Annotated in this window: 28 protein-coding genes and 1 pseudogene; 20 read left to right on the top strand and 9 right to left on the bottom strand. The window is 70.1% G+C overall.

Going from position 1 to position 21,986, the window contains the following annotated elements:
• Positions 1 to 237 precede the first annotated feature (237 nt).
• The 11 genes from Acor_RS36450 (at position 238) to Acor_RS36400 (ending at position 11,201) form a co-directional block, all read left to right on the top strand.
• Complete coding sequence (locus tag Acor_RS36450) at positions 238 to 426, top strand: streptamidine-related RiPP repeat protein (protein ID WP_155341333.1); 189 nt, start codon at positions 238 to 240, stop codon at positions 424 to 426.
• Positions 427 to 519: 93 nt separating this feature from the next.
• Positions 520 to 1,269, top strand: coding sequence for a hypothetical protein (locus tag Acor_RS36445; protein ID WP_155341332.1), 750 nt, complete (start codon positions 520 to 522; stop codon positions 1,267 to 1,269).
• Positions 1,266 to 2,756, top strand: a complete 1,491-nt coding sequence (locus Acor_RS36440) for a CocE/NonD family hydrolase (protein WP_155341331.1) — start codon at positions 1,266 to 1,268, stop codon at positions 2,754 to 2,756. The genes Acor_RS36445 and Acor_RS36440 overlap by 4 nt, the downstream gene beginning before the upstream one ends.
• On the top strand, positions 2,753 to 4,075 hold the full coding sequence (locus Acor_RS36435; protein WP_155341330.1) for a YcaO-like family protein: 1,323 nt from the start codon (positions 2,753 to 2,755) through the stop codon (positions 4,073 to 4,075). The genes Acor_RS36440 and Acor_RS36435 overlap by 4 nt, the downstream gene beginning before the upstream one ends.
• Before the next feature lie 2 nt (positions 4,076 to 4,077).
• Complete coding sequence (locus tag Acor_RS36430; protein ID WP_155341329.1) at positions 4,078 to 5,370, top strand: YcaO-like family protein; 1,293 nt, start codon at positions 4,078 to 4,080, stop codon at positions 5,368 to 5,370.
• 10 nt (positions 5,371 to 5,380) lie between these two features.
• Positions 5,381 to 6,418, top strand: coding sequence for a FecCD family ABC transporter permease (locus Acor_RS36425; RefSeq protein ID WP_218034708.1), 1,038 nt, complete (start codon positions 5,381 to 5,383; stop codon positions 6,416 to 6,418).
• Complete coding sequence (locus tag Acor_RS36420; protein WP_155341328.1) at positions 6,418 to 7,185, top strand: ABC transporter ATP-binding protein; 768 nt, start codon at positions 6,418 to 6,420, stop codon at positions 7,183 to 7,185. The genes Acor_RS36425 and Acor_RS36420 overlap by 1 nt, the downstream gene beginning before the upstream one ends.
• Entirely contained in the window at positions 7,182 to 8,159 is a 978-nt protein-coding gene (locus Acor_RS36415) for an ABC transporter substrate-binding protein (RefSeq protein ID WP_155341327.1), read from the top strand. Before Acor_RS36420 ends, Acor_RS36415 begins: the two co-directional genes overlap by 4 nt.
• Positions 8,159 to 9,352, top strand: a complete 1,194-nt coding sequence (locus tag Acor_RS36410; protein ID WP_155341326.1) for an MFS transporter — start codon at positions 8,159 to 8,161, stop codon at positions 9,350 to 9,352. Before Acor_RS36415 ends, Acor_RS36410 begins: the two co-directional genes overlap by 1 nt.
• A 104-nt stretch (positions 9,353 to 9,456) precedes the next feature.
• Positions 9,457 to 10,470 (top strand): permease, encoded by a 1,014-nt coding sequence (locus Acor_RS36405; RefSeq protein ID WP_155341325.1) that lies wholly within the window; start codon positions 9,457 to 9,459, stop codon positions 10,468 to 10,470.
• The gene (locus tag Acor_RS36400) at positions 10,467 to 11,201 is read left to right on the top strand and encodes a TIGR03943 family putative permease subunit (RefSeq protein ID WP_155341324.1); all 735 of its coding nucleotides are present in this window, start codon (positions 10,467 to 10,469) and stop codon (positions 11,199 to 11,201) included. The genes Acor_RS36405 and Acor_RS36400 overlap by 4 nt, the downstream gene beginning before the upstream one ends.
• Here Acor_RS36400 and Acor_RS36395 read toward each other — a convergent pair.
• From Acor_RS36395 to Acor_RS36385, 3 genes are read right to left on the bottom strand one after another with little or no spacing between them, the layout of a single operon-like run.
• Entirely contained in the window at positions 11,164 to 12,030 is an 867-nt protein-coding gene (locus Acor_RS36395; RefSeq protein WP_155341323.1) for a metal ABC transporter permease, read from the bottom strand. The two genes, Acor_RS36400 and Acor_RS36395, sit on opposite strands and share 38 nt — an antisense overlap.
• Positions 12,027 to 12,860: a metal ABC transporter ATP-binding protein gene (locus Acor_RS36390; protein ID WP_155341322.1), complete on the bottom strand. Its 834-nt coding sequence runs from the start codon at positions 12,858 to 12,860 to the stop codon at positions 12,027 to 12,029. Before Acor_RS36390 ends, Acor_RS36395 begins: the two co-directional genes overlap by 4 nt.
• Entirely contained in the window at positions 12,857 to 13,777 is a 921-nt protein-coding gene (locus tag Acor_RS36385) for a metal ABC transporter solute-binding protein, Zn/Mn family (protein WP_155341321.1), read from the bottom strand. The genes Acor_RS36390 and Acor_RS36385 overlap by 4 nt, the downstream gene beginning before the upstream one ends.
• A 104-nt stretch (positions 13,778 to 13,881) precedes the next feature.
• Here Acor_RS36385 and Acor_RS36380 point away from each other — a divergent pair, with 104 nt between their 5' ends.
• Positions 13,882 to 14,349, top strand: coding sequence for a Fur family transcriptional regulator (locus tag Acor_RS36380; RefSeq protein ID WP_155341344.1), 468 nt, complete (start codon positions 13,882 to 13,884; stop codon positions 14,347 to 14,349).
• Positions 14,350 to 14,401: 52 nt separating this feature from the next.
• Here Acor_RS36380 and Acor_RS36375 read toward each other — a convergent pair whose 3' ends face one another.
• A complete protein-coding gene (locus Acor_RS36375; protein ID WP_155341320.1) occupies positions 14,402 to 14,992 on the bottom strand; it encodes a hypothetical protein in 591 nt (196 codons plus the stop codon).
• Between the two features lie 241 nt (positions 14,993 to 15,233).
• A complete protein-coding gene (locus tag Acor_RS36370; protein WP_246239606.1) occupies positions 15,234 to 16,370 on the bottom strand; it encodes a CobW family GTP-binding protein in 1,137 nt (378 codons plus the stop codon).
• 77 nt (positions 16,371 to 16,447) lie between these two features.
• Between Acor_RS36370 and rpmG the strand changes: the two genes are divergently transcribed.
• From rpmG to rpmF, 5 genes are read left to right on the top strand one after another with little or no spacing between them, the layout of a single operon-like run.
• On the top strand, positions 16,448 to 16,612 hold the full coding sequence (gene rpmG / locus Acor_RS36365) for a 50S ribosomal protein L33 (RefSeq protein WP_155341318.1): 165 nt from the start codon (positions 16,448 to 16,450) through the stop codon (positions 16,610 to 16,612).
• Positions 16,609 to 16,854 carry a type B 50S ribosomal protein L31 gene (locus Acor_RS36360; protein WP_155341317.1) on the top strand — a complete coding sequence of 82 codons (246 nt, stop codon included), beginning with the start codon at positions 16,609 to 16,611 and terminating at the stop codon, positions 16,852 to 16,854. The genes rpmG and Acor_RS36360 overlap by 4 nt, the downstream gene beginning before the upstream one ends.
• Complete coding sequence (gene rpmB / locus Acor_RS36355) at positions 16,854 to 17,090, top strand: 50S ribosomal protein L28 (RefSeq protein ID WP_155341316.1); 237 nt, start codon at positions 16,854 to 16,856, stop codon at positions 17,088 to 17,090. Before Acor_RS36360 ends, rpmB begins: the two co-directional genes overlap by 1 nt.
• Positions 17,090 to 17,389, top strand: a complete 300-nt coding sequence (gene rpsN / locus Acor_RS36350; RefSeq protein WP_155341315.1) for a 30S ribosomal protein S14 — start codon at positions 17,090 to 17,092, stop codon at positions 17,387 to 17,389. The genes rpmB and rpsN overlap by 1 nt, the downstream gene beginning before the upstream one ends.
• A 2-nt stretch (positions 17,390 to 17,391) precedes the next feature.
• On the top strand, positions 17,392 to 17,559 hold the full coding sequence (gene rpmF, locus Acor_RS36345; RefSeq protein WP_155341314.1) for a 50S ribosomal protein L32: 168 nt from the start codon (positions 17,392 to 17,394) through the stop codon (positions 17,557 to 17,559).
• 93 nt (positions 17,560 to 17,652) lie between these two features.
• Here rpmF and Acor_RS36340 read toward each other — a convergent pair whose 3' ends face one another.
• On the bottom strand, positions 17,653 to 17,853 hold the full coding sequence (locus Acor_RS36340; protein WP_422664858.1) for an enoyl-CoA hydratase-related protein: 201 nt from the start codon (positions 17,851 to 17,853) through the stop codon (positions 17,653 to 17,655).
• Positions 17,854 to 17,873: 20 nt separating this feature from the next.
• Positions 17,874 to 18,779: an oxidoreductase gene (locus Acor_RS36335; RefSeq protein WP_155341313.1), complete on the bottom strand. Its 906-nt coding sequence runs from the start codon at positions 18,777 to 18,779 to the stop codon at positions 17,874 to 17,876.
• Positions 18,780 to 18,910: 131 nt separating this feature from the next.
• Here Acor_RS36335 and Acor_RS36330 point away from each other — a divergent pair, with 131 nt between their 5' ends.
• Positions 18,911 to 19,786 carry a helix-turn-helix transcriptional regulator gene (locus Acor_RS36330; protein WP_155341312.1) on the top strand — a complete coding sequence of 292 codons (876 nt, stop codon included), beginning with the start codon at positions 18,911 to 18,913 and terminating at the stop codon, positions 19,784 to 19,786.
• 160 nt (positions 19,787 to 19,946) lie between these two features.
• On the opposite strand, the gene Acor_RS36325 is transcribed toward Acor_RS36330, so the two are convergent.
• Both Acor_RS36325 and Acor_RS36320 read right to left on the bottom strand, forming a co-directional pair.
• The gene (locus Acor_RS36325; RefSeq protein ID WP_155341311.1) at positions 19,947 to 20,408 is read right to left on the bottom strand and encodes a carboxymuconolactone decarboxylase family protein; all 462 of its coding nucleotides are present in this window, start codon (positions 20,406 to 20,408) and stop codon (positions 19,947 to 19,949) included.
• Between the two features lie 4 nt (positions 20,409 to 20,412).
• Positions 20,413 to 20,799 (bottom strand): winged helix-turn-helix transcriptional regulator, encoded by a 387-nt coding sequence (locus tag Acor_RS36320; protein WP_170317257.1) that lies wholly within the window; start codon positions 20,797 to 20,799, stop codon positions 20,413 to 20,415.
• A 65-nt stretch (positions 20,800 to 20,864) separates the two neighbouring features.
• Here Acor_RS36320 and Acor_RS36315 point away from each other — a divergent pair, with 65 nt between their 5' ends.
• Positions 20,865 to 21,764, top strand: coding sequence for an LLM class flavin-dependent oxidoreductase (locus Acor_RS36315; protein ID WP_155341310.1), 900 nt, complete (start codon positions 20,865 to 20,867; stop codon positions 21,762 to 21,764).
• Positions 21,761 to 21,970, top strand: a pseudogene (locus tag Acor_RS46530) (FAD-binding protein); the annotation flags it as partial. The gene Acor_RS36315 and the pseudogene Acor_RS46530, both read left to right, overlap by 4 nt.
• Positions 21,971 to 21,986 lie beyond the last annotated feature (16 nt).

Here is a 21,986-nt window from a genome sequence, read left to right as displayed (position 1 = left end):
ATCCGCACCGCCAGCAGGTCGCGCTTGAGGCTGACCGACCGGGTGGTTTTGCGCCGAAGCGGCCTCGCGTCGCCGGGATCTGGCCGAACAGAGCGCCTTCTTCGCGAGGTGGGACCAGCCGAGCCGTATTCCCATGTCCGGAGATATCCGGAAATTGTCCTTGCGCCCGAGGGGTGTGCATGTCTAAAGTTCGACCTTGAAAACGAAAACCGTTTTCAATGTCGATGGGAGAACCTCGTGAACATCCTTGAGTTCCAGGAACTGACCCCGGAGGCGGCGCTGCCCGCGCTGCAGGGTCCGGGCACCAACGCGCTGGTGCACACGCCGTTCGCGTTCGAGGAACTGGTCGCCGAGGCGGCGCTTCCGGCGCTGCAGGGTCCGGGCACCAACGCGCTGGTGCACTCCCCGTTCGCCTGGAACGCCTAGTTCCGGCAGGGCGGCCCGTTCCCCAAACGGGCCGCCCGTCCCCCCTCACCCGTCGAATCCCCAGAACCCCTCGAACCGCGGAGAAGAAAGCCGATGGAGTCGATCACCCCCGGTCATCATCTGTACCCGGGCCCGGACGGGACCTGGCGCTCGTGTGATGAGCACGAGCGGTTCGCACGGCTTTCAGGTCCGGCCGCACTGCTGGAGCGGATGCGCGACCAGGCCTATCAGGGTGGAAACGACCCGGAGCTGGAGCCGCTGGCGGCGGTCCTGCGGGAGCGGGGGGTGTTCGGAACGGCTCCCGAGGTCACCCAGAACGAGTTGCGGGTGTGCGTGAGCGGGGACGGGCCGGTGGCCCTGCACGTCACGCGGTTACTGGAGGGGGTCGCGGAGGTGGGCGACGACCCGCGTGCGGCCGATGTGCTGGTCGCCTGCGCGAGTTGGCTGCCGGACGAGAGCTGGCAGCGGGTCGACGCGGGCGGGACGGTCTGGCATCGCTGTCACGTCGAGGGGACCCGGCTGGTGCTCGGGCCGATGACGGTGCCGGGGCGGACCGCGTCCTACCGGGATCTGCGGGGCCGCAGGCTCGCGGCGTCGCCGCTGCCCGACGAGCTCGCGGGTCTGTGGTCCTACCTGGACGCGGGCGCGGCGGGCAAGGTGGCGCTGCCCCCGGTTCCCTGGCCGAACGCGGGCGCGGTCGCGCTCGCCGCCGGCCTGCTCGTCAACGATGTGCTGACCTGGCACGCCACCGGTCTTCCTGCGAGCGGATCCTTCCAGCTCGTCGTGGATCCGGCGTCCGGTGGCCTGGACCGGCATCCCGTGCTGCCGCTGCCGATCACATGAACCGCTACAACCTGCGGTTGCCCGGCTGGGACGGCACCCCGCTGGCGCTGGATGTCCACCTACCCGACGCTGTTGTCCGGCCTGTACCGACGGTCGTCACCCGCACGCCGTACGGACGCGGTCATCATCTGGCGGAAGGAGTCGGCTGGGCGCGGCGCGGCTTCGCGTACGTGGTCCAGGACGTGCGCGGCCGGTACGACTCCGACGGGGTCTGGGAGTGCTACCGCAACGAACGCGGCGACGGCGCCGCGCTGGCCGACTGGATCCGCGCCCAGGAGTGGAGCGACGGACGCCTCATCGGTTACGGCGGCTCCTACAGCGGATACACCGCGTGGGCGCTGGCCGTCGAACGGCCCGAGGTCGTCGCGGCGGTGGTCAGCATGGGGCCGTCGATGGCGCTGTACCGCACCAAGTTCGAGAACGGTGTCCTCCGGCTGGCCGAGCACGCGGCCTGGTGGCTGGAGCGCGCCGACGGCCGTGTCAGCCGCGACGGCCTCACCGCGCTCCTGCTCGGCACAGATCCCGGCGCGCTGGCCCATTTACCGGTGACCGGGCTGCCTGACCGGATCGGCGTGAGCCTTCCCGGATGGGCGGATGTCGTCCGCGACGGACCGTGCCACCAGCCGAAGGAGGAGATCACCGAACGGGAACTGGCCTCCCTGCCGACCGCCGGCCTCCATATCGGCGGGTGGTATGACCTGCTGATCGAGGAGACCCTGGCGCACTGGCGCACCGTGGGCAGCGCCCTGACTCCGCGCCCGCCGCAGCAGTTGGTGATCGGCCCGTGGGGTCACGATCTGGCCTTCACCGGCCGGACCAGATACGCCGACCGGGACCACGGGGCGCACTCGCTGCTGGACCTGGGCGCACTGCAGGTCGCCTGGCTTCGGGACTGCCTGGACGGCACCGCGCGAGCTGGGGAGCAGATCCTCCCGATCGGCGGGACGACCTGGCTGTCCTGGCCGTCGGATACGACAGAGCGCGTCCTGCACGCCCACCCGGACGGATCCCTCCGCCCCAGCCAACCCGACGCCACGCTCGGCGGCTTCGTTCACGACCCAGCGGACCCGCGTCCCTCGCTGGCACCCGCCACCGACCGCAAAGCCCTCGATGAACGTCCCGACGCCCTCCGATACGCCACCCCGCCACTTCCGGCCGCGCTCACCTTCACTGCGGCCGAAGCGCACCTGGACGTCGCCGCTCCCATCGGCGACGTCGACTGGATCGTCCGACTGACCGAACACACCGCCGACGGTCAGGTCTTCGAGCTGACCCGCGGCCGGTCGGGTGGATCCGGCCGTCTGGTCCTGAGCCCTGTCGTATCCACGTTGCCTGCCGGATCCAGGCTCCGGCTGGAGATCGCCGGCAGCGACTTCCCTCGTCTCGCGTTGGCCCTCGGCACCGGAGCCGACCGCTACACCACCACCGCGACCGCTCCCGTTCGGCAGAGCGTGCGTGCCCTACGGCTCGTCCTGGAGACCTCATGAACGAAGACCTGCTGGTCGACCGGCGTACCGGGGTGCTGACCGCGCTCGAAACCCAGGCCCGGCCGCCCGGTCTGCCCCGCTTCTGGACCGGGTGGGGGTCGGCCGTCTCCGACACCCGCCGGTTCGCCGACTGGAAGGCCGACCGGCACGGGTTCGGCGCGGCCATCGCCGATCCGGCCCGGGCCCGTGGCGCGGCGCTCGGTGAGGCCGTGGAGCGGTACTGCGGCAACGCCATCCCAGGGAACCTGCTCATTTCGTCCTGGCGGCGGCTCGGCGAAGCCGCGCTCGACCCCGAGACGATCCCGCTGTATTCGGCCGACCAGTACCGCGAGCCCGGATTTCCGTTCGTCCCGCTCACCCGTGATCTGGAGATCGCCTGGACGCCCGCCACGAACCTGCGGACCGGCGAACCGGTGCTGGTCCCGGCGTCGATGGTCTGGCTCGACTACTTCCACGGCCCACGCGCCGCCGAACCGGCCACACACTCGCTTTTCTACTCCGGGATCGCGGCGGGTCCGACCCGGCGCCGGGCCGAGCGGGCCGCCTTGGAGGAACTGTTCGAACGGGACGCCACCACGATCTGGTGGTCGAGCGGGGCCGGGGTCGAGGCCGTGTCCGATCCGGAGCGGGTGACCGCGCCGCTTGGCGGCGAGGTTCCCTCGGTGCGGCTGCTGGCCGTTCCCTCACCCTTCGGCGTACCGGTGATGGCCGCGTTCCTGGAGGGCGAGGGAATCGTCGCGTTCGGCAGCGCATGTCGCCCCACCTCCGGCGAGGCAGCGGCCAAGGCGCTGGTCGAGGCGTACGGCCTGTACTCGCTGACCTGCCAGCTCGCCGATCCCGACGGCGAAGTGTGGCGAGCGGTGGCCACCGGCGCCCTGGAGGCGCACGTGTTCCGGCCCTTCCGCGCCGACCGGACCTACCGCGACGCCTTCCGGTCCGACTACCGCGACCTCACCGACCTGCCCGCCATCGCCCAGCTCTACCTCGACCCCCGCATGCAGGGCGGCCCGCTAGACCGGCTTCGCGCCCAGCCCGGCCCCGCGTTGGCCGATCTGCCCGCCGCCGACCCAGCCGGTTATCTGGACCGGCTGGCCGAGGCCGGGCTGACCGCGTACAGCGCCGACCTGACCACCCGTGATATCGCCATGGCCGGGCTGTCGGTGGTGCGGGTCCTGGTCCCCGGAATGGTGGGTAACGCCCCGCCCGCCTTCCCGCTGCGCGGCGGCCCCCGCCTGTATGAGACGCCGCAGCTGCTCGGGCTGACCGACCGCGTCCTGACCGAAGACAACCTGTTCCCTCATCCCCTCCCACTGGCGTGACCATGTATGCCTCCCTTCTGGACGCCCGTACCGGCATCGTCCGCGGCCTCGTCCACACCGACGTTCCCGATCATCTGCCCGGCTCGTTCGAGCTGATCACCGCCCTGCTGTCCGACACCACCCGCTTCAGCCCCTGGCCGGCCGACTCCGCCGGGGCCGGATACGCGTTCGCCGACCCCGAAGCCGCCTTAGGCGCGGCGCTCGGTGAGGCCGCCGAACGGTACTGCGGCAACCTCGTCCCCGCCGGATTGCTGACAGCCGCCTACGGCGACCTCGGCCCGACGGCGCTGGATCCGGCGTCACTGGCCCTGTACTCCGCCGGCCAGTACGCGCAGGCGGGTTTCCCGCTCGCCGAGTTCACCTCGGAACTGCCGGTGGAGTGGACCACGGCCACCGACCTGGTCACCGGCGAGGCCAGGCTCGTTCCGGCTGGGCTGGTGTGGGTGTCCTACTTCTCCGCCGACCTCACCCCGCCCACGCCACGCACCAACCCGGTCATTCAGGCGGGCCTGGCCGCCGGGCCGACGCGCGAGTTCGCCGTATGGAGCGGGCTGTGCGAGATCGTCGAACGGGACGCCATGACGCTGGCCTGGCACGGCAGGGCCGGACTCCGCGCCCTCACCCCGCCGCCCTGGCTTGCCGTCTTCGCCGAAGGGCCGCGACGACGGCTGGACGTCCGGTTCCTCGAATTCCCGAACCCGAGCGGCCTGTGCGTGGCCGGAGCGCTGGTCCGCGATCGCGAGAGCGGTTACCTGACCCTCGGCATGGGCGTACGCGCCAATGTGGAGGATTCGATGATCAAGGCCTACGGCGAGGCTCTGCAGCTGCAGCTGTTCGTCGCCGGCCTTGACGACCCGGACGGGCCCTACTGCAGGGTCGCGGCCGACCCGCGCAGCCCTCTCAAACCCTGGCGATCCGACCGCGCCTACGGTTCCTCCTACCGGGCCGACCTCGCCGATGTCGTCGACTACGGCTGTCACCTGCAACTGTTCCTGGATCCCGCGATCCAGGCGGAGTTCGACGACGAACTCGCCCAAGCCCTCACCGAACACCGGCCCACCCTCACACCGCCACCGCCTGGCAACGCCGGTGAGCTCGCCGAGCGGCTGGGCCCTCAGGTCTTCTACAGCGACCTCACCACCGCCGACGTACGCGAGACGGGCCTGAACGTGGTCCGCGTCATCGCGCCCGGCACCTACTCCAACACCGCCGCCGGGCTGCCGTTCCTGGGCGGGACCCGGCTTGAGGCGAGTCTGGACGGTCGTCCGCGCCGTTCCCTGCCCCTCCCGCACTGAAAGACCTCCGTTGCGCTCCCCTCACCTCATCTCCGGACGGCGCTACCCGCTGCTGGCCGCCCTGCTGCTCGCGGCTGTGCCCGTCCTGCTCGTGGCAGCCGTCACCTATGGAGCGGTCGACCTGCCCGCCGCCGACGTGTGGCGGGTGATCACCGCCCACCTGACGACCGGACGCCCGCCCGCCGATGTCAGCGGCATCGACAACGAGATCATCTGGAACTCGCGCGCGCCCAGGACCGTGCTCGCCCTGATCGCCGGGGCCGGGCTCGCCGTCGCCGGGGCCGTCCTGCAGACCGTCGTCCGCAATCCGCTCGCCGATCCGTACGTGCTCGGCATCACCTCCGGAGCGTCCCTGGCCGCCGTCGCCGTCATCACCCTCGGGAGCGTCGCCGGACTGGGCGTGTCAGGGGCGGCCTTCGCCGGAGCCTGCGCGACCCTCGCGCTGGTGCTGGCGCTGGGCAGCCGCCGGGGCGCGCTCACCCCCACGCGGCTGGTCCTGGCCGGGGTCGCCCTGTCCTACCTGCTCCAGGGGGCCACCAGCTATCTGCAGCTGCGCGCCCAGCCCGACCAGCTGGCCGGGATCCTGTTCTGGCTGCTGGGATCGGTGGCCGGAGCCCGCTGGAGCGACCTGACCGCGCCCGCCGTGATCGTGGTGGCCTGCACCGGCTGGCTGCTGTCGCAGGCGCGGCGGCTGAACGCGCTGCTACTCGGCGACGAGACCGCAGCCGCGCTCGGCATTCCCGTCCACCGGTTCCGGCTGGTGCTCCTGGCGGTGGCCGCGCTGTTGACGGCCGCCGTCATCGCGGTCGCCGGGGGGATCGCCTTCGTCGGGCTGATCGTCCCGCATGCCGTCCGGCTGCTCGTCGGCCCCGACCACCGGCGGACTCTCCCGCTGATCGCGATGACCGGCGGGCTGTTCCTGGTCGCCGCCGACCTCGCCGCCCGCACCCTGTCACCGCCGCTGGAACTTCCCCTCGGCATCCTCACCGCGACCTTGGGCACGCCCTTCTTCCTGTGGCTACTGCGCCGCGAGACGGCGGTGGCCTGATGCGCGTCCAGCTGTCCGGCGTCCATGTCGAGATCGGCGGCGTGAGCGGAGTCGACCTCGACGTCGAACCCGGTGAACTCGTCGGGCTGATCGGACCCAACGGCAGCGGCAAATCCACCCTGTTGCGTACGCTCTACCGCGCGCGGCGTCCCGACGCCGGAACCGTGCGCGTGGACGACGACGACGTGTGGCGGGCGCTGTCGGCCCGCCGCTCCGCGCAGCGGACGGCCGTCGTAGCTCAGCACAGCGCGGACGGATTCGACTTCACCGCCGCCGAACTGGTCGCGACCGGCCGCACCCCGCACCGCTCCACGCCCGCCGCGGACCGGGAGATCATCGCCCGGGCTCTGGCACGCGTCGGCATGCACGACAGGGCGGACCGACGCTACGTCACGCTCTCGGGCGGCGAACGCCAGCGCGTCCTGCTCGCCCGCGCCCTGGCCCAGCAGGGCGAGGTGCTGGTCCTGGACGAACCGACCAACCATCTCGACATCGCCGCCCAGCTCGAACTCCTTGAGCTGGTACGCGAGCTGAAGATCACCACGCTGGCGGCCCTGCACGACCTCAATCTCGCCACCGCCTACTGCGACCGCCTCTACGTCCTGTCCGCCGGACGGGTCGTCGCGCACGGCCCGCCCATCGACGTCCTGACCCCCGCGCTCCTCGCCGAGGTGTTCGGAGTCCGCGCCCACCTCGGCGTCAACCCGCTCACCGGCCGCCCCAACCTCACCTTCGCCCCACGACAAGAAATCAGAGAGCTCCAATGAAGACCAATCGCATCGCCGTGTTCGCGCTACTGGCCCTCACCGCCGCCTGCGGCGCGACCACCGAACCCAACGCCGTCGCGGCCGATCCTGCCACGACCGCCTTCCCCGCCCAGGTCACCAACTGCGGGCGGACCGTACAGGTGGACCAGCCCCCGCAGCGGATCGTGTCCTTCTTCCCCTCCAACACCGAACTCCTGCTCGCCCTCGGCCTGAAGGACCGCATCGCCGGGCAGGTCTGGACCGACCAGTCACCGCCCAAGCCCGCCTACGCCGCCGACTACGCCTCGGTGAAGGTCCTCGCCTCCGGCGAGATCTCCAGGGAGGCGCTCCTGGCCGCCCGGCCGGACTTCATCCTCGCCGACGGCGAATACAACTTCGACGGCAAGAAACTCCCCACCATCGCCGAACTCGCCGCACTCGGCGTCCCCGTCTACGTCGACGCCGCGTTCTGCCCCGACACCACCGGCACCGCCACCCTCGCCGACACCGGCCGTGACCTCGACGCCCTCGGCGCCCTCCTCGGCGTCCCCGACCGTACGGCCAAGGCCAAGACCACCGTCGAGGCCGCCCTCACCGACCTCCGCGAGCGACTGACCGGACAGCCACCGGTCGGCACCGCCATGGTGCAGATCTTCGACAAGCAGCTCTACGCGCTGGCCCGCGGCCTCTACTCCGACATCGTCCGTACGGCGGGCGGCGCCAACCTCCTGGACGGCATGGTCCCCGCAGGCAAGAACTTCGACGCCATCTCCGTCGAGACCGTCGCCAAGGCCGACCCCGACACGATCATCTACCACTACACCGACGACACCGACCGGGCCGCCGCGGAAACCTGGCTGCGCCAGCACCTCAGCCAGACCAAGGCCGTCAAGAACGGACGCCTCATCGGCACCCCGGCCGCCGACTACTCCGCCCTGCGCGCCATCGACGGCACCCAGGCGCTGGCTCGCGCCCTGCACCCCACCGTGTTCTGATGTCCCGCTACCTCACGGCCCGGCTGATCTCCTGGGTCGGATCGTCGATCACCCTCGTGGCGCTGCCCGTGCTGCTTTACCAGCGCACCGGCAGCGCCGCGCTCAGCGGCCTGCTCGCCGCGCTGGAAGCCATCCCCTACCTACTCCTCGGCCTGCCCGCCGGAGCTCTGGCCGACCGGTGGAACCGCCGCCGCACCCTCGCCGTCACCAGCTGGACCAGCGCGCTCCTCATCGCGAGCGTCCCCGTGGCCGCCACGCTCGGCCTGCTCACCACACCCCAACTGTTCGTGGTCGCCGCGGGCGCTTCGGCGTCCTTCGTGTTTTTCGACGCCGCCGCGTTCGGAGCGCTCCCCGCCCTGGTCGGCCGCGGGGGTATCGCCAAAGCCACCAGCACCCTGATGACGCTCAGCACGCTGGTCGCCCTGATCGGGCCCGCGCTCGCCGGTGCTCTCATCGCCGCCACCGGCCCTTCCCACGCCATGAGCCTCGACGCGCTGAGCTACGCCGCCGCCGCCCTGCTGCTGTCCCGCCTGCCGCTCCCGGCAACGGCACCGGGGGAGAAACGGAATCTGCGCGCCGAGATCGGCGACGGCATCCGCTACATCCGAACCCACCCCATGATCAGTTCGCTGACGTTCCTCGGCATCGGTAACAGCCTCGCCGAGGGCGCGGTCCTCGGCCTGCTCGTCGTCGTCGCGGTCGAACGGTTCGGCCTGTCCTCGGGCGACGGCCGGATCGGGCTCCTGTTCGCCTCGGCGGCCGTCGGCGCGATGCTCGCCGGTCTGCTCCTGCCCCGATTGCGCCGCCGCTTCAGCACGCCCGCCATCTCCCTCAGCGGACTCACCGCGGTCGGGCTGCTTCTCATCGCGTGGGCGTGCACCGATCGGCTCCCGCTCGCCCTCCCCGTCCTGGCCTGCTGGCAGGCCGCCAACACCCTGGTCAGCCTCAACGGGATCATCGAACGCCAGGAGCAGACCCCCGACGAACTCCAGGGCAGAGTCAACACCACTGCCCGCATGATCGCCTGGGGCGGCCAGCCCGCCGGAGCCGCCCTCGCCGGAACCCTCGCCGAACTCACCTCCGCCAGAACCGCACTCCTGCTGGTCGCCGGCACCGTTCTGACGACCCTCACCCTCCCCCCGGCCCGCCGCCTGGCAGCGCAACGTCGCAAAGAAGCCGTGATCGGTTCATAGACCCAAGTCTCCGGGCGTCACCGGGCCGAATCCTTCATGTTCGCCCCCTACAATCAGCGCCGAATCATCTCAACACGTCTGCGGACTTCTGGGAGCATCGGCACATGTCTGAGCGAGTGACGGTCGACGCCGCCGAGGAGATCCCTCCCTCGGAGTGGGGGCGGCGGCAGCCGGTGGCGGCGGTGGGGCCGTGGATGTTCGCCGTGGTCGTCGGGTTGCTGGTGATCGGGCGGTTGGTGTTCACGCCGTATCTGACGGCTCCGGCGTTGCAGGCGTGGGCGACGATCTTCGTGGCCATCTGTGTCCAGGCGTTGCCCTTCCTGGCTTTCGGCGTGCTGCTGTCGGCGGCGATCACCGCGTTCGTCCCGGCCTCGTTCTGGACCAGGGCACTGCCGAGGCGGCCCTTCCTGGCGGTGCCGGTGGCGGGCGCGGCCGGGGCGGTGCTGCCAGGGTGCGAGTGCGCGTCGGTGCCGGTCGCCTCCGGGCTGATGTCCCGGGGGGTGACCCCGGCGGCGGCGCTGGCATTCCTGCTGGCCTCTCCGGCGATCAATCCGGTGGTCATCGTGGCGACGGTGGTGGCCTTTCCCGGGCAGCCGATGATGGCCGTGGCCCGGTTCGGGGCCTCGCTCTTGGTCGCGGTGCTGGCCGGATGGGTGTGGCTGCGGTTCGGACGTGCCGAATGGCTGCGCATCCCTTCGCGCACGGGCGGCGCAGGATCGAAGTGGCAGTCCTTCCATGACGCGATGCGGCACGACTTCCTGCACGCGGGCGGGTTCCTCGTCGTCGGCGGGGCCACCGCGGCGACGATGAACGTGGTCGTCCCACGATCGTGGCTGGAGTCGGTGGCGGGCATCCCGGTGGTTTCGGTGCTGGCGCTGGCGCTGCTGGCGGTGATCCTGTCGATCTGTTCGGAGGCCGACGCGTTCGTGGCCGCCTCCATGACCGCCTTCTCCCCGACCGCGCGGCTCGCGTTCCTGGTGGTGGGGCCGATGGTCGACCTGAAGTTGATCGCGTTGCAGGCGGGGACCTTCGGGCGGCGGTTCGCCGCCCGGTTCATTCCGCTGACCTTTGTACTCGCGGTGATCGTCAGCATGGCGGTCGGGGAGGTCCTGCTGTGAACCGGCTGACGCAGAGCATGATTCTGATCCTGCTGGGTGGAGCGGTGTTGCGGATCACCACGCTGTCCACCACCTACCTGAACTACGTCAAGCCGGGCTTCCAGCCGTTCCTGATCGCGGCGGCCGCGGTGGTGTTCGTGCTCGGCGTCGTCGGGCTGATCCAGGAATGGCGTGGCTCCCCGCGGCCGGACCACCACGAGGGGCATGAGCACGGACATGAGCACGGGCATGCGCCGCGGGTGGCCTGGCTGCTGACGCTACCGGTGTTCGCGATCTACCTGATCGCCCCGCCCGCACTCGGCGCGTTCTCGGCCAAGTCGGAGGAGGCCCCAGCCCAGCCGCCCGTCGCCGCGCTGGACGCCTACCACGCCCTCCCCGCCGGGAAGGTCAACGACATGGCCTTAAGCGAGTTCATCGGGCGGGCCTGGGGCGATTCGGCCAATTCGCTGGTGGGTCGGCAGGTGAAGCTGACCGGCTTCGTCGTGCCCTCGGTGAAGAAGAAGGACCGATGGTATGTGGCCCGAATTCAGATCGCGTGCTGCGCGGCCGACGGCATCGCGCTGAAGGTGGCCGTCCTGGACGCCACCATGCCGCCGGAGAACACCTGGATCGAGGTCACCGGCACCTGGCGGGAACCCAAGTCCGGCAAGCTCCCGGCCGGGACCGTCGCCCCCGAACTGGACGCCATCTCGGTCACCGAGATTCCGCAACCTGTCGAGCCCTACGAGTAGTGCCGCCGCCGACGATCCGGCAGCCCAGGTAGAGGGCGAAAGAGATGGTGGTCACGTACGGGCTGATCGGGATGGTGCTGCCCAGGGCGAGCAGGATGCCGCCCACCACCGAGGTCACGGCGAACAGGACGCTGAGCAGCGTCACCCGGATCGGTGACGCGGTGACCCGCATGGCCGCCGCGGCCGGGGTGACGAGCAGGGCCAGGACGAGCAGCGCGCCGACGACCTGGATGGAGACGGCCACTGACAGGCCGAGCAGGATCATGAAGACAGGGGAGAGGACCCGGACGGGGACGCCTCTGGCGGCGGCGACCTCGGGGTCAAGGCTGGCGAACACCAGAGGCCGCCAGACTGCGGCGAGCCCGAGCAGGACCACGGCGGAGGTGCCGACCAGCCAGCTCATCTGAACGGTGTCGACGGCCACGATCTGACCGGTGAGCAAGCCGAACTTGTTCGCCGCGCGGCCTTTGTACAGGGCCAGGAACAGCACGCCGAGGCCGAGGCCGAAGGGCATGAGCACCCCGATGACCGAGTTGCGATCCCGGGCCCGTACGCCCAACGCGCCGATGATCAGCGCCGCGAGTATCGACCCCACGAGCGAACCCGCGGCCACATTCGCCCCGATGAGGAGCGCAGCGGAGGCACCCGCGAAGGACAGTTCGGCGATGCCGTGCACGGCGAAGGCGAGGTCGCGCATCATGACGAAGGTGCCGATGACGCCGCCGACCAGGCCCAGCATGGCTCCGGCGATCAGGGAATTGCGGACCAGGACCAGGAGTTCGCCGTAGTTGTCGTAGTTGAAGATCTGCTGCCAGATGTCGCCGGTCATGCTGAGGGTTCTCCGCCGTGGTCGTGGGAACCGGGGGCGCCGACGACCACGAGCCTGCCGTTGAGGTGGACCACTTCTACCGGGCTCCCGTACAGGCTGGAGAGGCTCGCGGAGGTCATGACCTCCGCGGGGGTGCCGAAGCGGAATCGTCCCTCGGCGAGGTAGAGCACGCGGTCCACCATCTCCAGGATGGGGTTGATCTCGTGGGTGACGAACACCACCGTGGTGTCGTGGGTGCGCCGCCGCTGGTTGACCAGCTCGGCGACCACTTTCTGATGATGCAGGTCGAGCGAGAGAAGGGGTTCGTCGCAGAGCAGGATGGCCGGGTCGGTGGCCAGGGCCTGTGCGACGCGAAGCCGTTGCAATTCGCCGCCGGAGAGCAGGGCCAGTGGGCGGTCAGAGAATGCCTTGGCGCCCACGGCTTCCAGCAGTTCGTCGACTTGCCGGCGGGTTCGCCGGTCGCCGACGGGCAGGCCCCAGCGATGACCGTCCAGGCCCAGCCGGACCAGGTCGCGGCCACGCAGGGGAGTTTGCGGGGCGACGGCCCGGTGCTGCGGGATGTAACCGAGCAGGGCGCTGCCTCGGCGGGGTGGCCGTTCTTGGATCAGCAGGGTGCCCGCGCTCAGGTGCTGCTGTCCGAGGAGAACCCGCAGGAAGCTGGTCTTTCCCGAGCCGTTCGGGCCGAGGACGGCGACGAACTCGCCCCGGCCCAGCTCCAGGTCCAGGCCCTGCCACAGGATCCGGTCGCCGAAGGCGAGTTCCGCGCCGCTGAGACTGATCACGTTATCGGTGTTCGAGCGGCGCGGGGTGATGAGCGGGGTGGCGGTCATGTGGTGAGGGCGGCCTGGAGTGCGTCGAGGGTGCCGGTCATCCAGGCGACGTAGTCTTTGCCTTCCGGCAGGGTCTCGGTGACCGGGACCACCGTGATGCCGTTGTCGGTCGCCGCCTTCTTCAGCTGCTCGGTCTGCGGGCCGCTGGTCTGCTCGTTGTAGACCAGGGCTTCCACCTTCTTGCCGGTGAACAGCGCGATCGTCTCGGCCAGAACTTGCGGGGAGACGTCGTCGCCTTCCTCGATGGCCTCGCTGAACTCCTCAGGGGTGAGGTTCTTGAGCCCGACGGCGTCCAGCAGGTAGAGCGGGACGGGCTCGGTGATCGCGACGGCTGTGCCCGTCGCCTCGGTCGCGAGCTGCGCCGTACGGTCCTCCAGGGGCTTGAGCTTGGCCTTGAAGGCGTCGGCGTTGGCGGTGAAGGCAGCGGCGGAGGCGGGGTCGGCCTTGGCCAGGCCCGCCGAGATCTGATCCGCGATCTTGGCGACGGACGGCAGGTCGTACCAGATGTGTTCGTTCAGCTCCCCGCCGGCGGGGGCCGTCTTGCCGGAGACGGTGACGGCGTTGACGATCTCGGCGGCGGTGTTGCCGCTGGCCTTGAGCATGGTGTCGACGAAGTCGTCGTAACCGCCGCCGTTCTCGATCACCAGCTTCGCCTTGGAGAGGGCGAGCTGGTTCTGGGTGTTGGCCTCGTAGGAGTGCGGGTCCTGGCCAGGGTCGGAGATGATCGAAGTCACCTCGACCCGATCGCCGCCCACCTGCTGGGCGATGTCGCCGTACACATTGGTGGACGCGACGACCGTGATGAGTCCGGGAGCCGCGGCGGAGGTTCCGCTGGTGGCCGCCGGGCTGGCGGTGCCGCCGCAGCCGGCCAGCAGCAAGGTAAGGGTGCAGAGGGCGGCAGAACGCAGGGGGTGCATGCCGGACCTTCCTAGATCAGTTACGGTTTTCATTTCAAGCTGGTGCTTTCGTGGACAACCATGTAGAAAACGAAAACCATTGTCAAGCTGTAACGGTGACCGATATGCCCGAGTTACTGCGATGGCACGCCCGGCTCGGCGGAGCCGGCGTCCGAGCGACGAGGAAGCGCGTGCTGGTGCTGGAGGCGCTCCTCGCCGAGGCGCGGCCGATCACCGCCCGGCAGGTGCACGCGGAACTGCTCCAGCGGGGCGAGCCGATCGGGCTGACGACCGTGTACCGGGCGATGTCCTCGCTCGTCGACGCCGGTCTCGTGCACGCCTTCAACCAGGACGGGGAGGCGACCTACCGGGTCTGCGGCCCCGCCCGGCACCACCATCTGATCTGCCGGGCCTGCGGGCTGGTCCTGGAACAGGCGGCCGAGCGCCGTCCGGACGGCTTCGAGGTCGAAGCGGTGTACGGGGTCTGCGCCGCCTGCGTGCGACCAGCGCTCTCGGAGCAGGATTTCGACGCGCCGCGCGACCAGCCAGGCCGCCCCCGGAAGCGCAATGCGGGCGCCGACGAGCGGGACTAGCGAAGGCCACCGGCTCGGGATGTCGAACGAGAGCCCGGCGGACCGTTCAGTCCTATTCGCGCGTGCCTTCCGGCACGTTGTCGGCGAGCATGGAGCCCTCACCCGGAAGACTTGTCAGGTAGACGTGCTGGTGGCCGTTACCCGCGTCGATATTGATCTGATCGAGCTGGGTGGCCGCGACCGACCAGGACATGACGGCTGCGGATCTTTGACGGGCGGCGAGGTCGAGGAAGGTCTGCCGGAGTTCGGGGGAGAGTCTCTGGCAGGCCGCGTACGCGTCGACCGCGATCGCCGCCGCGTTCACGGCGGCACGGAATCCGGCCCGCGCCACGTTGGTCGCCGTCGTCCCGGACGGGCTCTCGGCGTGCCTGTCCACGGCCTGCCGCATCATGCGCTGCCACTCGCCGATCTCCTCGGCGTCGGCGGGCCGGGCGTTGAGGGCCCCGCCGGGCGGCAGCGCCGCGGCCAGCCCCGCCAACACCTTGTCCAGATCAGCGACGGTCACCCGAGCCGAGGACGTCAACTCAACGATCTGCTTGACATCCCGCTTGGCATCCGCCTCCTGCAATTCGGCGATGGCGTTCTGGGTGGCGTCGGGAGCGCCGAACAAATACCCCAGCGAGCCAGCGACCAAGACGGCCACGAGAAGGCCCGTGGCATAGCGAACCCTGCCGGTCGGAGGAGTGCCGGGCGTGGGCGAGACACGGGGTGATCGGGCCGTCCTTGAAGACATCCACAAGCTCCAATCGCCCGGAGAACGCCGAGATCGACTTCTCCGGGCGACGGTACCGTTTTCGGCAATTCACGTCCACGCTGACGCCTGCGGCATCTGGAGGTCGCACCCCGCAGCGGGTTGCCTTTCCCGCGCGGGGTACGGCGAGGCTTCATGCGATCTCCTTCAGATCGAGGATGGCGGCGAACGGGTCGTCGTAGCCTGCCCACAGGTTCGAGCCGGACACGGCCTCGGCGGGGGTGAGCAGGCAGGAGTCGAGTAGCGCGTGAATGCGTTCGCGGTCGAGGTCTGGGCCGGTGAAGACCAGGTGCTGGACGCGATCCCCGAGAGCGTCGGTCCAGTCCAGGGAGGCGGCCGTGCGGCGGGCGGGCGAGATCTGGTCCCAGGCGGCCTCCGGGAGTGCGGCCAGCCACGGGCCCGCGTCCTCGACCGACACCGCGCCCGCGACGGCGTCCCAGGCGAGCATGCGGTTGTGCCGGGTGGCCAGCCAGAACCGCCCGCGGGAGCGGACCGACTCGGTGACCAGTTCGTCGACGGCCTCGAAGAGGCGGGCGGGGTGCAGCGGCCGCAGGCGGCGCCAGACGATGGTGGTGACCTCGCCGGTCTGCGCGTCGCAGGGGAGTAGGGCGGTGGCGGGGTCGACGCGTTCTGCCAGCTCCTGGGTGCACAGCGCGGTGCCGGTCACGTCGGGCAGGGAGTCGGCGAAGACCGGGGTGACGGGCGCGAGGTGCGCGAGCAGGGCGCGGGCGAGATCGACGTCCTCCTCGTCGCCGCCGTGCAGGACCAGGGCGGTGGCGTACTCGATCTGTCGGGCCAGCACTTCGGCCAGGTAGCGCCGGTCGCCGGTCGCCGCGCTCCGGCCGGCTTCTGCCAGGCGCTCGCCGCGGGTGATGTCGACCGGCAGGTGCTCGGTGTGCAGCGCGGTCAGTACGGACGTCAGCCGGAGGACCTCGTGGGCCTCTTCGCAGTCGAGTGCCTCGGCCACCGAGCGGGGTTCGACCGAGTCCCACAGGTCCACGACCAGCAGGGGGGCAGCGGCATGCTGGAGCAGTTGGGGCAGCAGGTCTTCGCGGACGGTGCAGGTCACGCAGCCGTGCGCCAGCCGTACTTCGGCCAGGTCCCGTACGCCGGAGGCGTCGCGCACTACGCGCTCGACCCGGCCGGAGATGACCTCGCGCAGGTCGTGGTGGATGACTACGGCGCCTGGATGGTCGGCCAGGAACCGGTCGACGGTAGCTGTGCGAGCTGAGGCGTGCAGGCCTGCGACCAGGACGACGGGGGTGGGCACGGGGATCTCCCAAGTTGCAAGAATGAAAACAGTTATCATTATCATGGCATGGTCCGGCAACAGGAAGGACCTTGGCCTTGGCCAGAAACGAGCTACGACCGGTCGTCAAACTGCGATCCACCGCGGGGACCGGCTACACCTACGTGACGCGCAAGAACCGCCGCAACAACCCCGAGCGGCTCACCCTCAGCAAGTACGACCCGATCATTCGCAAGCACGTCGAGTTCCGGGAGGACCGATGAAGAAGGACATCCACCCCGACTACCACCCCGTGGTGTTCCGCGATCCGAGCGCGGGTTTCGCCTTCCTGACCCGCTCGACCGTGACCAGCGAGAAGACGATCGAGTGGGAGGACGGCAACACCTACCCCCTCGTCGATGTCGACGTCTCCTCGGCGAGTCACCCCTTCTACACCGGCAAGAGCAGGGTGCTGGACACCGCGGGCCGGGTGGAGCGCTTCAACCAGCGCTACGGGAGGGCCTGATGTCGGCCCACTGCCAGCTCACCGGCACCGGACCGGTCTTCGGCAACAACATCTCCCACTCCCACCGGCGCACCCGGCGCCGCTGGAACCCCAACATCCAGCACCGCCGTTTCTGGCTGCCCAGCGAGGACCGCTTCGTCCGGCTCACCCTGAGCACCCGGGCGATCAAAACCGTCGACAAGATCGGCGTCGAGGCGGCCGTGGCCCGGATCCGCGCCCGGGGAGAGAAGGTCTGATGGCCAAGAAGAGCAAGATCGCAGCCAACGAGCGGCGCAGAGCCATCGTCGCCCGCTTCGCCTCTCGCAGGGCGGAGCTGAAAGAGATCATCCGCACGGGAACCCCCGAGGACAGGGCGGCGGCCGTACGAGAACTGGCCCGGCAACCCCGCGACGCCAGCGCTACCCGCGTGCGCAACCGCGACTCCGTCGACGGACGTCCGCGCGGCCACCTGACCAAGTTCGGACTCTCCCGGATCCGGTTCCGCCAGATGGCTCACCGGGGCGAGCTGCCCGGAATCACGAAAGCGAGCTGGTAGTCGTGGCCGTTCCCAAACGGAAGACCTCCCGCAGCAACACCAGGCATCGCCGCTCCCAGTGGAAGGCCACCGCTCCCGACCTGGTACCCGTCGTCGTCGACGGCTGGCAACTGCTGGTACCGCGCCGCCTGGTCCGCGCCTACCAGCGGGGGCTCATCACCGTCCGGTGAGATGAACGCGAGCGCCGGGTGCGAGTCACGGATTAGCACCCGGTGCTCGTCAGTCAAATGTCCGCCCCGGGGTTTCGCCCCGGGGCGGACCCCTCAGCGGTTGACGAACGACGGCTTGCGCTTCTCCGCGAAGGCGGCCATTCCCTCCTTCTGGTCCGCGGTCGCGAAGGTGGTGTGGAAGAGGCGTCGTTCAAACCGCACGCCCTCGGCCAGCGTGGTCTCGAAGGCCCGGTTGACGCTCTCCTTGGCCATCATCGTGATCGGCGTGGACATGCCCGCGATGACGCCGGCCACGCTCAGCGCCTCGGCCGGGTTCAGAGGTAGCTGATGCCGGTCAGTGCTTCGGCCGCCGCCCAGAGCCGCTTGCCGACGGCCGGATCGGCCGCCTCCCGGCTGAGCCGGGCCTCGATGACCCGGCCGCGCGTCTCCCAGAGCCTGGACGGCCCGAAGAACTGGCCGCCCCGCACACCGGGCTCGGTCGCGGCGCGCAACTGGGGCAGCGTGCCCTGCTCCACCGACTGGGTGGTCAGCAGGCCGAGCCACGCGATCAACCGCCCGAACCGGCCGCGGTGCTCCCAGGCACGCGGAGTCAGGTTGGTGCGCGTGAGACCGGGGTGGGCCAGCGCGCTGACGATCGGCGATCCGGCGGCGCGCAGGCGGCGGTCCAGCTCGACGCCGAAGATCGTGGTGGCGAGCTTGGATCGGCCGTAGGCGGGAGCGGCCCGGTAGTCACGCTCGAACATCAGGTCGTCGAAGTCGAGGTGCGCGTTTTTGTGGGTGATCGAGCTGAGACTGACCACCCGGGATTCCCTCGCCGCGGCCAGGTTGCCGAGCAGCAGGCCGGTCAGCGCGAAGTGGCCCAGCATGTTGGTGCCGAGTTGCAGCTCGAAGCCGTCGGCGGAGGTACGGCGCGGGCCGAGCAACACGACGCCGGCGTTGTTGACCAGCAGGTCGATCGCCGGGTGGTCGGCGGCCAGCTTCGCGGCGAACGCGCGTACCGAGTTGAGGGAGGCCAGGTCCAGCTCGCGCACCTCGACGTCGCCGCCGATCCGGCGGGCGGCCTCCTCGCCGGCGGCGGTGTCGCGGACGGCGAGCACGACGTGAGCGCCGTGACGGGCCAGCTCGGTCGCGGTGACCAGGCCGAGGCCCGAGTTCGCGCCGGTCACGACGGCGATCCGGCCGTGCTGGTCGGGGATGCGGTCGGCGGTCCATCCGGTCATCTGCTGCTCCTGGGGGTATCAATGCGGTAGACCGACGACGCTAGGAGCAAGACGAGCCGGTTCGATCGTTCTCGGTTGCCTAGGTCTGCGGGACCTACCTTGGATGCCCGGCGAGGCGGCATGCTTGCGGCATGACCCATCCGTACGCTCGTGAGCTCGGAGACTTCCTGCGCGCCCGGCGCAGCAGGCTGCGTCCGCACGACGTCGGCCTGGAGCCGGGCGGCCGGCGCAAGGTCACCGGGCTGCGGCGCGAGGAGTTGGCCCTGCTGGCCGGGCTGAGCACTGACTACTACCAGCGGATGGAGCAGGGCCGGGAGGTGCGCCCGTCCGACGACGTCCTGGACGCGCTCGCCGGCGCGCTCGGCCTCGATGAGGAGGAACGCCGGCACCTGTTCACCCTGGCCCACGCCGCCCGCCGGCCGATGCCCGCCCGGGTGGACCACGGTCCGGAAAGGGTGCCGGGCAGAACGCGGCGGCTGCTGCGGGTGATGGACACCCCGGCGGTCGTGCTCGGCCGGCACCTCGATCTGCTGGCTTGGAACCCGATGGCGGAGGCGCTGCTCGGTGACCCGGGCGACTATCCGCCCGACCGGCTCAACATGCTCCTGCTGATGTTCGACGACACGCTGACCGGCGAGCGGAGCTGCCCGGACTGGGAACGGCAGGCCCTGGACTACATCGGCATGATGCGCGCCGCCGTCGCCACCGACCCCACCCATCCGCGCGCCACCGCGATCGTCGGTGAGCTGAGCATCCGCAGCGCCGAGTTCCGGCGGCTGTGGGCCCGGCACGACGTACGCGAGTCTGTCAGCGGCACCAAGACCTTCCGGGTCCCCGAGGTCGGTGACATCGTCCTGGACTGGGATACCTATCCGCTGCCCGGTAGTCCCGGCCCGGTCATGCTGGTATTCACTGCCGAGCCGGGCAGCGCCGACGCGGACCGGCTGCAGCTCCTGGCGTCGTTGCACGCGACCCGCTCGGCGCTTGCCGACAGGAACTCCTTCTAGGGAGACCGCGCCTGCCGAAAATCTGGGCCGCTCGGAACCTGCGCTGACCTGTGGAAACGCTGGTCAGCGGGCTTCCATCTGGCCCTTTCTCCCGACCTGTGATCACTGGCCGATCACGAAGCCCATCGCTGGCTTGCGTCGCCCCGCGAAGGAGGCCGGCTCAGTGGCCATCGACGGGATACCGGCTTGTGATCGCCACCCGGTTGAAGGCGTTCATCACTGTCGACAGCCAAGCGACCGCCGACACCTGATCATCGGAGAGCACCGCGGCAGCCGCCGCGTAGTCCGAATCGCTCACATGGCCGTCCGACACCCGCGCGATCGCCTCAGCCAGGCGTAGAGCCCCGCGCTCGATCTCGGAGAAGTAGCCGGTCTCCGCCCAAGCGGGCAGCACCGCGAGGCGGTCCGTGCTCTCGCCCTTCTTGAGGGCATCACGGGTGTGCATGCGCAGACAGAACGCGCAGCCGTTGATCTGGGACGTGCGGATCTTCACCAGCTCGATTAGGAGCGGGTCGAGGCCTGCCGCCGCGGCGCTCTCCTCCGCCGCCGTAGACAAGGCGATGAGAGCCTTGTAGCTGGCCGGATGCTGCTTGCCGATGTTGACGCGTCGCTGATCAGTCACGGTTTCAGTCTAGGTAAGGTGCATTGCTGACCTCAGACCGGTTGCGCTGGTAGCTCCAGTCGACCAAAGGCTGCAGGGCGGACATCAGCTCTTCGCCGTTCGGGGAGAGCGTGTACAGGATCTGTACCGGCGTGCTGGGGATGACCGTGCGTCGCATGAGGCCCTCGGATTCGAGTTCCTTCAGCCGCTGGGCGAGCAGCCGGTCAGAGATCCCGGGCACGGACAGGCGGTACTCGCCGAACCGGCGGGCCCCCCGCTGCCCGGCGAGCAGGATCGCCGACGTCCACCGCCGTCCCACGAGTTCGAGGATGTCCTGGAAGCCCCGGCAGCTCGGCTCGTGAATGGTCGGCTGGCCGGAACGAAGGGCGCCAAGCGTTGATTCGATAGCCACTTACCAAATATTAGTAGCTAACCATCGGTTTGCCCAAACAGTACCCCGTGAGAACACTTCATGACATGACTGATTTCGGGCACCCGATCACCTTCGGGCTAAGCCTTGACCCTGACGTGCGGCGACTCGCGGAGACCAGGCGGCTGGCCGGTGCCGCCGCAGCCGGTGGACTGGACTACCTGGCCGTCCAGGACCACGCCTACCAACCCGGGCACTTCGACGCCTGGACCCTGATCACCCACTTGGCGGCGGAGACGGAACGTATCTCGTTCCTCACCGACGTCGCGGATCTGCAGCTGCGGCCGCCGACCATGCTGGCCAAGGCCGCCGCCTCCCTCAGCGTGCTCACGCAGGGCAGGATCGTCCTCGGGCTCGGCGGCGGAGCGTTCGCCGACGCCATCGCCGGCATGGGCGGCCAGCGGCGCGGCGGCCCCGAGATGGTCGCCTACACCGAGGATTCGCTGCACGTCATGCGCGCCGCGCTGGCGGGTTCCACCGTACGGCTGCGCAGCGATCAGCACGTGATCGAGGGCTACGCCGCCGGACCCGTGCCGCCGGCGCCGATCCCGCTGTGGCTGGGCAGCCAGAAGCCGCGCATGCTGGCCGTCACCGGACGCTCCAGCGACGGCTGGATCTCACCGCTCAACATCTACGTCGCCCCGGACGAGGTTCCCGCGAAGCAGAAGATCATCGACGACGCGGCGCGGGGGGCCGGGCGTGATCCGGCTGACATTCGCCGCATCTACAACGTGATCGGCGCGATCGGCGATCTCCGCGGCGCTCCGGGCCTGGTCGGCGACGTTCGACTGTGGATCGGCACGCTGACCGGATGGGCGGTCGATCTGGGCTTCGACACATTCGTGTTCTGGCCGGTGGCCGAGCACCTGGCCCAGCTGGAGGTATTCGCCGCCGAGGTCGCCCCCGCCGTTCGCGAGCGCGTCCGCGAGATCAGGGGGACGCGGTGACCCTCGGCACGGCTCCGCCCGAGCTGACGGACAAGATCGTTCTTCCCGGGGACCAGCGTTATCGGCTGCTGCGGTCCACGTACACGACTCTGGCCAGTCCCGCGGCCGTGCTGCTCCCCGGCGACACCGCGGAAGTGGTCGCCGCGCTGCGCTTCGCCCGCGAGCAGGGCCTGCCCCTGGCGGTACGCAGTGGAGGGCACGGCCTGTCCGGGCGCTGCCGCG

Origin of the sequence: Acrocarpospora corrugata (assembly GCF_009687845.1) — a bacterium.
In the GTDB taxonomy this organism is placed as follows: Bacteria; Actinomycetota; Actinomycetes; order Streptosporangiales; family Streptosporangiaceae; genus Acrocarpospora; species Acrocarpospora corrugata.
This window is presented reverse-complemented; position numbering and strand designations above follow the sequence as displayed.

Excerpts from the sequence above, each read along its gene's own strand:
- Acor_RS36445 (WP_155341332.1), top strand. The coding sequence starts at position 520 with ATGGAGTCGATCACCCCCGGTCATCATCTGTACCCGGGCCCGGACGGG.
- Acor_RS36440 (WP_155341331.1), top strand. The coding sequence starts at position 1,266 with ATGAACCGCTACAACCTGCGGTTGCCCGGCTGGGACGGCACCCCGCTG.
- Acor_RS36435 (WP_155341330.1), top strand. The coding sequence starts at position 2,753 with ATGAACGAAGACCTGCTGGTCGACCGGCGTACCGGGGTGCTGACCGCG.
- Acor_RS36430 (WP_155341329.1), top strand. The coding sequence starts at position 4,078 with ATGTATGCCTCCCTTCTGGACGCCCGTACCGGCATCGTCCGCGGCCTC.
- Acor_RS36420 (WP_155341328.1), top strand. The coding sequence starts at position 6,418 with ATGCGCGTCCAGCTGTCCGGCGTCCATGTCGAGATCGGCGGCGTGAGC.
- Acor_RS36415 (WP_155341327.1), top strand. The coding sequence starts at position 7,182 with ATGAAGACCAATCGCATCGCCGTGTTCGCGCTACTGGCCCTCACCGCC.
- Acor_RS36410 (WP_155341326.1), top strand. The coding sequence starts at position 8,159 with ATGTCCCGCTACCTCACGGCCCGGCTGATCTCCTGGGTCGGATCGTCG.
- Acor_RS36405 (WP_155341325.1), top strand. The coding sequence starts at position 9,457 with ATGTCTGAGCGAGTGACGGTCGACGCCGCCGAGGAGATCCCTCCCTCG.
- Acor_RS36395 (WP_155341323.1), bottom strand. The coding sequence starts at position 12,030 with ATGACCGGCGACATCTGGCAGCAGATCTTCAACTACGACAACTACGGC.
- Acor_RS36390 (WP_155341322.1), bottom strand. The coding sequence starts at position 12,860 with ATGACCGCCACCCCGCTCATCACCCCGCGCCGCTCGAACACCGATAAC.
- Acor_RS36385 (WP_155341321.1), bottom strand. The coding sequence starts at position 13,777 with ATGCACCCCCTGCGTTCTGCCGCCCTCTGCACCCTTACCTTGCTGCTG.
- Acor_RS36380 (WP_155341344.1), top strand. The coding sequence starts at position 13,882 with ATGCCCGAGTTACTGCGATGGCACGCCCGGCTCGGCGGAGCCGGCGTC.
- Acor_RS36360 (WP_155341317.1), top strand. The coding sequence starts at position 16,609 with ATGAAGAAGGACATCCACCCCGACTACCACCCCGTGGTGTTCCGCGAT.
- rpmB (WP_155341316.1), top strand. The coding sequence starts at position 16,854 with ATGTCGGCCCACTGCCAGCTCACCGGCACCGGACCGGTCTTCGGCAAC.
- rpsN (WP_155341315.1), top strand. The coding sequence starts at position 17,090 with ATGGCCAAGAAGAGCAAGATCGCAGCCAACGAGCGGCGCAGAGCCATC.
- Acor_RS36335 (WP_155341313.1), bottom strand. The coding sequence starts at position 18,779 with ATGACCGGATGGACCGCCGACCGCATCCCCGACCAGCACGGCCGGATC.
- Acor_RS36330 (WP_155341312.1), top strand. The coding sequence starts at position 18,911 with ATGACCCATCCGTACGCTCGTGAGCTCGGAGACTTCCTGCGCGCCCGG.
- Acor_RS36315 (WP_155341310.1), top strand. The coding sequence starts at position 20,865 with ATGACTGATTTCGGGCACCCGATCACCTTCGGGCTAAGCCTTGACCCT.